The sequence below is a fragment of the Rhizobium sp. Rhizsp42 genome, assembly GCF_047304155.1.
Classification (GTDB): Bacteria; Pseudomonadota; Alphaproteobacteria; order Rhizobiales; family Rhizobiaceae; genus Rhizobium.
In genome coordinates, this window is record NZ_JBGLYS010000083.1 from 1 (window position 1) to 5,870 (window position 5,870).

Annotated in this window: 8 protein-coding genes; 7 read left to right on the top strand and 1 reads right to left on the bottom strand. The window is 60.9% G+C overall.

From position 1 onward, the window contains the following. Positions 1 to 12: 12 nt before the first annotated feature. The 7 genes from ACCD05_RS31430 (at position 13) to ACCD05_RS31460 (ending at position 5,197) form a co-directional block, all read left to right on the top strand. The gene (locus ACCD05_RS31430) at positions 13 to 1,572 is read left to right on the top strand and encodes a Na+/H+ antiporter subunit D (protein ID WP_413397573.1); all 1,560 of its coding nucleotides are present in this window, start codon (positions 13 to 15) and stop codon (positions 1,570 to 1,572) included. After that, the gene (locus tag ACCD05_RS31435; RefSeq protein ID WP_413397575.1) at positions 1,569 to 2,042 is read left to right on the top strand and encodes a Na+/H+ antiporter subunit E; all 474 of its coding nucleotides are present in this window, start codon (positions 1,569 to 1,571) and stop codon (positions 2,040 to 2,042) included. Before ACCD05_RS31430 ends, ACCD05_RS31435 begins: the two co-directional genes overlap by 4 nt. Continuing rightward, a complete protein-coding gene (locus ACCD05_RS31440; protein ID WP_413397577.1) occupies positions 2,039 to 2,461 on the top strand; it encodes a cation:proton antiporter in 423 nt (140 codons plus the stop codon). Before ACCD05_RS31435 ends, ACCD05_RS31440 begins: the two co-directional genes overlap by 4 nt. After that, positions 2,458 to 2,790 carry a monovalent cation/H(+) antiporter subunit G gene (gene mnhG, locus ACCD05_RS31445; protein WP_018901191.1) on the top strand — a complete coding sequence of 111 codons (333 nt, stop codon included), beginning with the start codon at positions 2,458 to 2,460 and terminating at the stop codon, positions 2,788 to 2,790. The genes ACCD05_RS31440 and mnhG overlap by 4 nt, the downstream gene beginning before the upstream one ends. Positions 2,791 to 3,233: 443 nt before the next feature. Beyond that, positions 3,234 to 3,665, top strand: coding sequence for a MucR family transcriptional regulator (locus ACCD05_RS31450; protein ID WP_018901192.1), 432 nt, complete (start codon positions 3,234 to 3,236; stop codon positions 3,663 to 3,665). Positions 3,666 to 3,939: 274 nt separating this feature from the next. Further along, positions 3,940 to 4,377 (top strand): helix-turn-helix domain-containing protein, encoded by a 438-nt coding sequence (locus tag ACCD05_RS31455; protein WP_413397579.1) that lies wholly within the window; start codon positions 3,940 to 3,942, stop codon positions 4,375 to 4,377. Next, entirely contained in the window at positions 4,370 to 5,197 is an 828-nt protein-coding gene (locus ACCD05_RS31460; RefSeq protein ID WP_413397581.1) for a DUF6456 domain-containing protein, read from the top strand. Before ACCD05_RS31455 ends, ACCD05_RS31460 begins: the two co-directional genes overlap by 8 nt. A gap of 28 nt (positions 5,198 to 5,225) precedes the next feature. On the opposite strand, the gene ACCD05_RS31465 is transcribed toward ACCD05_RS31460, so the two are convergent. Then, positions 5,226 to 5,648, bottom strand: coding sequence for a SufE family protein (locus tag ACCD05_RS31465; RefSeq protein WP_111561000.1), 423 nt, complete (start codon positions 5,646 to 5,648; stop codon positions 5,226 to 5,228). Positions 5,649 to 5,870: the final 222 nt, after the last annotated feature.

Below are 5,870 nucleotides of genomic sequence, written 5' to 3' on the forward strand. Positions count from 1 at the left end.
GCCACCCCCTAAATGGCCACCCCCACCCAACCTATCACCGACCTCTCCGCAGCCCTCGTCACATCCCCCGTGCCGATCGCCCACTGGCTCGTCATCGCCCCGGTAGCGCTCTGCATCACGCTCGGCGCCATCCTCCTGATGGCCCGCGGCTCCGTACGCCTTCAAGCCTGGCTCGCCATCCCCGGCCTCGCGCTGCTCGCCGCCCTCGACGCGGCGCTACTCGTCAAGGTCATGGCCGATGGCCCGCTCACCATGGTCATGGGCCGCTGGCTGCCGCCCTTCGGTATCGCGTTCACCGTCGATACGCTCTCCGCCGTCATGGCACTGACGGCGGCGATCGCGGCACTGGCGGGCAGCATCCACGCGCTTTCCGATATCGACGACACCAACCGGCGCTACGGCTTCTTCCCGTTCCTGATGATGCTGATGGCTGGCGTCACCGGCGCGTTTCTGACCGGCGACGTCTTCAATCTCTACGTCTGGTTCGAGGTGCTGCTGATCTCGTCCTTCGGCCTGCTGATCCTGGGCTCCGAGCGCAAGCAGATCGACGGCGCGATGAAATACGCCGTCCTCAATCTCCTCGGCACGACGCTGTTCCTGATCGCCGTCGGCATCCTCTATGCCATCTTCGGCACGCTCAACATGGCCGATATCGCCACGAAGGCTGGTGAGCTGAGCGCGACCGCGCCGCTGACCACGCTGGCAGCTCTCTTCCTGCTGGCCTTCGCCATGAAGGCCGCCGCCTTTCCGGTCAATTTCTGGCTCCCTGCCTCCTATCACACCCCGCGCATCGTCGTGTCGGCACTCTTTGCCGGCCTGCTCACCAAGGTCGGTATCTATGCGCTCATCCGCGTGCTGGTGGTGCTCCTGCCGCTGGAGCGCGAGGAACTCAGCCTGCTGATCGCCATCACCGGTGCTGCCACCGCCATCCTCGGCGCGCTCGGCGCGCTGGCGCAGGACGATGTGAGAAAGCTGCTCGGCTATGTCGTCATATCAGGCATCGGCAACATGCTGATCGGCATCGCCATCGGGACAACAGGCGCACTGTCCGGCACCGTCTTCTATGCGCTGCATTCCATGCTGCTGATGACGGCACTCTATCTCGCGGCTGGCCAGATGGCCTTTCTCGGCGGCAGTTTCTCGCTGACGAGGCTGGGCGGTCTCTATCGCCGCAATGGCCTCTTCGCCGCGATCTCGCTCATCCTCTTCTTCGCCGCCTGCGGCCTGCCGCCGTTTTCCGGCTTCTGGCCGAAGCTCATCCTCGTCAAGTCCTCGCTCGATGTCGGCGCCTGGTGGCTGGCGGCCGCAGTGCTCATCAGCGGCTTCCTGACGACCATTGGATTCGGCCGCGTCTTCCTGCTCGCCTATTGGCGCCCGGCCACTGAAAGCGCCGAAACCCATGTTTCCACCGGCTGGCGGACGATGCTTCCGCTTCTGCTTCTGACCGTCTTCATCGTCGGCTTCGGCCTGCTGCCGGAACGCCTGCTGGCGCTGACGCAATCCGTCGCCACCGAGCTCACAGATCCCTATCCCTACATCGAATCCGTCTTCCCGGGAGGCGTCGCGCCATGATCGCCTTGCTTCTCAATCTCCTGCTGGCGATCGCCTGGGCGGCACTCAGCGGCAGCACCTCGGCCCACAATCTCGTCCTCGGTTTCGCGCTCGGCGCGCTGGCGCTCTTCCTGGTGCGTGAACCGTTCGGCAGCAAGGCCTATCTCTGGCGCCTCTGGGCGATAATGTCGCTGGCGCTGCTGTTCATCAAGGAGCTCGCCATGTCCGCCATCAAGGTGGCGACGACGGTGCTCAGCCCTGAGATGAACCTGAAGCCCGGCATCTTCGCCTTTCCGCTCACCGTCGATCGCGATTTCGAAATCACGCTGCTCGCCAACATGATCACGCTGACGCCGGGAACGCTCTCGGTCGATGTCTCTGACGACCATAAGACGCTCTACGTTCATGCGCTCGATTGCGCCGATCCGGATGCGATCAGGCGCGACATCGCCAATGGCTTCGAGCGCAAGATCATGGAGGCCTTCCGATGACGCCCGACGCGATCGTCTCCATCTCGGCATCCGTGGCCCTCGTCATCCTCGCCGCCACCTTCCTCGTCGCCTCATGGCGGGTCATCGTCGGGCCGACCTTGCCGGATCGCATCCTGGCGCTCGACACGCTGTCGGGCACGGCAATCGGCTTCCTCGCCGTCGTCGCGGTCAAGACCGGCTTTGCGCTCTATATCGATATCGCCATTTCGCTCGGCCTCGTCGGCTTTCTCGCCACCGTCGCCTTCGCCCGCTTCGTTCTGTCGCGCGGCCCTTTGCCCGCTTCGGCTGGACCGACGGCTGCGCAAACGGATAAAACCGTCCGCCCGGCCTCGAAAAAGCCCGATGCGAAGGTGAAGAGCGATGCCAAGTTGAAGATCAAGACCGCGCCCGCGCGCAAGACGAAGAAGGACAGGACATGATGGACTACATCACTGCCATCGTCGTTTCCGTGCTGCTGTTGTCGGGCGCGCTTTTCGCGCTGGTGGCAGCTCTTGGTATTGTCAGACTGCCGGATTTATACACGCGCATGCATGCCGCGTCGAAAGCCGGAACGGTGGGCTCGGGGCTGTTATTATTTGCGGCCGGGATCGAATCAGGAGAAATCGCCGTATTTGCACGTTCGCTTGCTGGTTTCGTGTTTTTTATACTGACAGCGCCGGTGGCCGCTCATCTCTTGGCCAGGGCGGCACACAAGACAGGTTATCGTCTGTTACCGCCTTCGGTGCGCGACGATCTTCTTGAAAGGTAAGAGTGCTATATATTCAAGATTTTAAGCAGTTTTTTGCAGTTTTAAGCAGATGTGAGGATGATTAATGTTTCCTTCGCGCTATATTAATTCTTGGGATAGAGGCGTTTTTTGACAGATATATATGAAATATTAATTGGCGTTTTCGCAAAACGGTGATAATTGATGCTCAAGTAGAGTTCTGATATTGAATTAGAATCACATTGCATAATTCCTCGGTCGCTTTGAATTTCAATGTTTAATTGAGGGTCGTGTGCGGGTGTGTGCGTACTAATGCAAGATCAGGCAGTATAAGAACGGGTTTCGGCCTCAGGAAACTAGGGGTGGATTTCAGTTTTTCGAAACATGTAGCCGCAGACTGAGTTTTTTGCTGTTCGCTCTACGATAGCGGTCCTGAGCCAAGGAGGCTCTAGACCTTTTGAGCATGCAAACAGGAGAAACGAAATATGACGGATACTGCAGCCGGAAGCGGGCCAGAATTGCTGGTCGAGCTTACCGCGGATATCGTCGCAGCGTATGTCAGCAACCACGTCGTGCCGGTTGGCGACCTCGCCAATCTTATTTCGGACGTGCATTCGGCGTTGAGCAACACGTCGACGCCGACACCGGCCATGGCTGTCGTTGAAAAGCAGAAGCCTGCTGTCTCTGTGCGCAAATCCGTCCAGGATGAGCAGATCACCTGCCTCGAGTGCGGCGGCAACTTCAAGTCGCTCAAGCGCCATCTGATGACTCACCACAGCCTCTCGCCTGAAGAATATCGCGAAAAGTGGGATCTGCCGGTCGACTACCCGATGGTAGCACCAGCCTATGCCGAGGCGCGCTCGCGCCTTGCCAAGGAAATGGGTCTTGGCCAGCGCCGCAAGCGCGGCCGCGGCTGATAGATTTGTCGCATTGAACGATCACGATCAGCCGGGCGAGAGCCCGGCTTTTTCGTGTCTGCGCATGTCTCTCGAAAGTGGACACCGGTTTCGGGATAAAGACATGCGGCAAGCAAAGAAGGATTTAAGTCTATGAGGAAAATAATCCCAATTATTTTCAATCCTCGTTAAAATTCGTGAGCGAAATCAGCCGAAATCGATCGAGGCGCGCTTTCGTTTATCCCCGTTCCTGTATAGCGTGTATGAATTAATTCCTATTCATAGGAGTATTCATATGCCGATTGGACATTTTTCCCCGCCCGGCGCCGCGAATGCGCCGCTGTCCCCGCTTTATGGGGAAGAGCAGGCCGCCCTCTCAAGGGATGATCGCCCACCCTCCGCCACGGATGCCGTGCGCGCCGTCTGCCGCATCTGCCAGCAAGTCACGACCGAGATGGTGATGATCGCCGGCCAGCGCGTGCAGATGCGCCGCGACCGCCGCCGCACCCTCTGCCACATCAGACAGATCGCCATGTATGTCTGCCATGTCGCGCTGCAGATCCCGCTACATGAGATCGGCACCGGCTTCGGCCGCGATCGCACCACGGTCAGCCATGCCTGCCACGTGGTCGAGGATCGCCGCGACGATCCCGCCTATGACGAGTTCGTCGCCGCCGTCGAGCGCACCGTCAATTCCATCTTCCGGTCCGGCGGAGGCTACGGCCATGAGTAAATCGGTAAAGACGAAAACGAAGCTGACCGCCTCACAAAAGCCGATGGTCAGACTGCTGAAGCTGCTGATCCGCGGCGAGGCACGCCAGCAGCCGGGCGAGGGGAGCGATATCAACTTCCTCTTCGCCGACGGAACGACCGCCGGCTTTCCCTTGAGCATCATCGCCGAAGCCCGCGCCTCCGGCCTCATCGAGGAGCAAGGTGACCGACTGCGCGCATCCAATCAGGCCCGCGCCTATCTGCGCCGCGCCGCCGCCGAGGCGGATGAAGCCTTTCTCACCCAGCACGCGGAGATCGAAACGAGTGCCCGCGAGGTCGATGGCGTCGTCAGGCGGCTGCGGGTCAACAAGGATGAATCGCCGCTTGCCAGTGTCGAGCGGCTGAAGGACCGCGACGGCGCCGCCTTCATGCCCGAGGCCGCGATCAAGGCCGGCGAGAGGCTGCATGCCGATTTCACCCGCGCCCAGCTGCAGCCGCGCGTCACCGCCTCCTGCGAACCGCGCCTGTCTAGCCGCGCCAGCGGCGGACGTGGCGGCATGGCGGATCTGACCGACAACGCCGTCGCCGCCCGCCTTGCCGTCAACCGCGCACTGGAGGCGCTTGGGCCGGAGCTGTCAGGCGTGGCGCTGGATGTCTGCTGCTTCATGAAGGGGCTGGAGACGGTCGAGCGCGAGCGGCAATGGCCGGTGCGCTCCGCCAAGCTGATGCTGCGCACCGCACTCATGGCCCTCTCGCGCCATTATAACCCGCAACCGCCATCCCGTCGCCCGCGAATGGAACATTGGGGCGCGCCGGACTATCGCCCGGAACTCTGGTCCTGATCGTTCAATCTGAAAAGAGAGGCTGGCTTTACGCCGCCGCCCGCAGCCGCGCTTCCTCGCGGATGCGGTTGACCATCGAGCGCAGCCCGTTGGAGCGCTGCGCTGACAGGTTCTCGACAAGGCCCATCTTGCCGAACACCTCGAAGGCGTCGAGTGCGGCGATCTCCGAAGCCGTCTTGCCGGAATAGGTGGCAAGCACAATCGCCACCAGCCCGCGCACGATATGCGCGTCGGAATCGCCCTCGAAGGTCATCACGGGATTGTCGCTGTCGTCGGAGACATGCGTCACCAGCCACACCTGGCTGGCGCAGCCCATCACCTTGTTAGACGACGTCTTCTTCTCGTCCGCGAGATCAGGCAACGCCTTGCCGAGTTCGATCACATAGCGATAGCGGTCTTCCCAGTCGTCCAGGAAGGTGAAATCGTCGATGATCTGATCGAGGGACGTCATGCAAATGGCCTTTCGTTGTCTCCCGATCATATAGGGGAGATGCGGCCAGATTTGAACCACTAGAGCCATGCATTGCTAAATGAAATCGGTTCTGTTGGCTCAAACGGAGTCGAATGGTCGTTCGGCCGGCTTGGCCGTATGCTTTGGCTACGACGCGCGCCGGTGCAAGCTTTGGGTGCGGCGTCGCCGCGGAATTCGTTAGATCGCCGGACGCGGGGTCGG

Excerpts from the sequence above, each read along its gene's own strand:
- ACCD05_RS31430 (WP_413397573.1), top strand. The coding sequence starts at position 13 with ATGGCCACCCCCACCCAACCTATCACCGACCTCTCCGCAGCCCTCGTC.
- ACCD05_RS31435 (WP_413397575.1), top strand. The coding sequence starts at position 1,569 with ATGATCGCCTTGCTTCTCAATCTCCTGCTGGCGATCGCCTGGGCGGCA.
- ACCD05_RS31440 (WP_413397577.1), top strand. The coding sequence starts at position 2,039 with ATGACGCCCGACGCGATCGTCTCCATCTCGGCATCCGTGGCCCTCGTC.
- mnhG (WP_018901191.1), top strand. The coding sequence starts at position 2,458 with ATGATGGACTACATCACTGCCATCGTCGTTTCCGTGCTGCTGTTGTCG.
- ACCD05_RS31450 (WP_018901192.1), top strand. The coding sequence starts at position 3,234 with ATGACGGATACTGCAGCCGGAAGCGGGCCAGAATTGCTGGTCGAGCTT.
- ACCD05_RS31455 (WP_413397579.1), top strand. The coding sequence starts at position 3,940 with ATGCCGATTGGACATTTTTCCCCGCCCGGCGCCGCGAATGCGCCGCTG.
- ACCD05_RS31460 (WP_413397581.1), top strand. The coding sequence starts at position 4,370 with ATGAGTAAATCGGTAAAGACGAAAACGAAGCTGACCGCCTCACAAAAG.
- ACCD05_RS31465 (WP_111561000.1), bottom strand. The coding sequence starts at position 5,648 with ATGACGTCCCTCGATCAGATCATCGACGATTTCACCTTCCTGGACGAC.